2 protein-coding genes are annotated in these 2,420 nt (G+C 63.2%); both read left to right on the forward strand.

Going from position 1 to position 2,420, the window contains the following annotated elements; all coding sequences use genetic code 11:
• A partial coding sequence (locus AC1DX0_RS34660; protein WP_477358885.1) for a trimethylamine methyltransferase family protein occupies positions 1-1,422 on the forward strand: 1,422 nt, incomplete at its 5' end.
• Positions 1,423-1,519: 97 nt separating this feature from the next.
• Positions 1,520-2,206: a hypothetical protein gene (locus AC1DX0_RS34665; protein ID WP_477222155.1), complete on the forward strand. Its 687-nt coding sequence runs from the start codon at positions 1,520-1,522 to the stop codon at positions 2,204-2,206.
• Positions 2,207-2,420 lie beyond the last annotated feature (214 nt).

The raw sequence follows: 2,420 nt of genomic DNA on the forward strand, positions 1-2,420 counted from the left end.
GTGCTCGACGAAGAGGGCCTGGCGCTGATCGAGAAGAACACCGACACGGTGCTCGAAGAGATCGGCATCATTTTTCGCGATGACGCCGAAGCGCTGCAGCTGTGGAAAGAGGCTGGCGCCGACGTCAAGGGCGAGCGCGTGCATTTCCCGAAGGGGCTTTGCCGKTCGCTGCTGAAGACCGCGCCGTCCGTCTACACCCAGCATGCCCGCAATTCAGAACGGTCTGTGCAGATCGGCGGCAATGCCACTGTCTTCGCGCCGGTCTATGGCCCGCCCTTCGTGCGCGACCTTGACGGAAACCGCCGGTACGCGACGATCGAGGATTTTCAGAATTTCGTGAAGCTCGCCTATATGGCGCCGTCGATCCACCATTCGGGCGGCACGGTTTGCGAGCCGGTCGATGTGCCGGTCAACAAGCGCCATCTCGACATGATCTACAGCCACATCAAATATTCCGACAAGCCGTTCATGGGCTCGGTGACCGCGCCGGAGCGCGCCGAAGACACGGTGGCGATGGCCAAGATCGTCTTCGGCGACGATTTCGTCGAAAACAACACGGTGCTGACCAGCCTGATCAATGCCAATTCGCCGATGGTGTTCGACGAGACCATGCTTGGCGCGCTGAAAGTCTATTCGCGCCACAACCAGGCCTGCATCGTGACGCCGTTCATCCTCGCCGGCGCCATGAGCCCGGTGACGGTCGCCGGCACGTTGACGCAGGTCTTGGCCGAAGTGCTGGCCGGCGCGTCGTTCACGCAGCTGATCCGGCCGGGCGCGCCTGTGTTGTTCGGCACKTTYGCCTCGTCGATCTCGATGCAGTCGGGCGCGCCGACCTTCGGCACCCCGGAGCCGTCGCTGGTGTCCTATGGCGCCGCCCAGCTCGCGCGCCGCCTAGGCCTGCCGTTCCGCACCGGTGGTTCGCTCTGCGCATCCAAGGTTCCGGACGCACAGGCGGCCTACGAAAGCGCCAACACACTGAACTCGACCATTCTCGCCGGCACCAATTTCGTCCTCCACTCGGCCGGCTGGCTCGAGGGCGGGCTGGCGTCCTGCTATGAAAAATTCATGATGGACATCGACCAGCTCGGCATGACGCAGAAATTCTCCGAAGGCGTCGACCTGTCGGAGAACGGCCAGGCGATGGATGCCATCCGCCAGGTCGGGCCGGGCAGCCACTATCTTGGCTGCGACCACACCCAGGCGAATTTCCAGACCGCCTTCTACCGCTCCAACATCGCCGACAACAATTCCTACGAACAGTGGCTGGCCGAGGGCGAGAAGACGGCGCCGCAGCGCGCCAACGAGCTCGCCCGCCGCTGGCTGGAAAGCTATGAAGCGCCTTATCTCGACCCGAGCATCGACGAAGCGCTGAAGGAGTTTATCGCCAAGAAGAAGGGGTCGATGCCCGACGCCTTCACTTGAAAGGAGCCCGAGTCAGGCGGGGCTAAAGTCGCCAACATCATCCACAAGGAAGTCTGGCGGAGCGCCTTCTCCGATCCGGACAAGAAGGGATGAGTCTGTGCGCGGCATGATCGAAGAGATCACGGCCGCGCTTGGCGCCAACAACCTCATCCTGCGCGGCGGCTTTGTCTTTCATGACGACGAGGATGTTCCGCATGGCGCCTCGGGCGCGCCGGCAAGGTCCGTGCTGCTGGTGGGGCAAGCGGGGGCTGCACCCTGGCCGCATTTCCTGCGCTGGCGGGAGCAGCAGCCACAGACTATCGCCAATCCGCTCGACAGCTGGTCGGGGCAAATCATCGGCGCTGTGGCGGAGACATTCGGCGCGCGCGCGGTTTCGCCCTCGGACAAACCCTATCTGCCGTTCCAGCAATGGGCGATGCGGGCGGAGGGGCTAAAGCCGTCGCCGCTCGGCATCCTCATGCATCCGGAATACGGGCTTTGGCATGCCTATCGCGGCGCGTTGCTGTTCGAGGACGAGATTGCGCTTCCGGAGCAGGGCGAGGCAATCCATCTTTGCGATGCCTGCGTCGAGAAACCCTGCCTGAAATCCTGTCCGGTCGATGCCTATTCCAGGGAAGGCTTCGCCTACCAGGCCTGCCTGGCGCATGTGCGGGGGGCGAAGGGCGAGCCGTGCCGCAGCGGCGGCTGCCTTGACCGCAATGCCTGCCCCTATGGCACGGAGTATCGCTATCCGCCGGAGGTCCAAGCCTTCCACATGGCGAGTTTTTCACGGGCCGCCAACTGATCAACGCCACGGCTTGGTGARCTTCCATCTCTATCAGCATCTTGACGGCAGGCAGAAGCAGGCCTATTCATCAAGTCATCCGATGACTTGATGAATAGGCCGATGCAACCTGCCATCCGAACCAATCTTACCGACAGCGCGACCGGCAGCCTGCGCGCTGAAATCGTCGGTGGCCGCTGGAGCGTCGGCGAGCGCATTCCCAACGAGGCGGCCC

The sequence above is a fragment of the Mesorhizobium sp. P3_A9 genome (assembly GCF_056402975.1).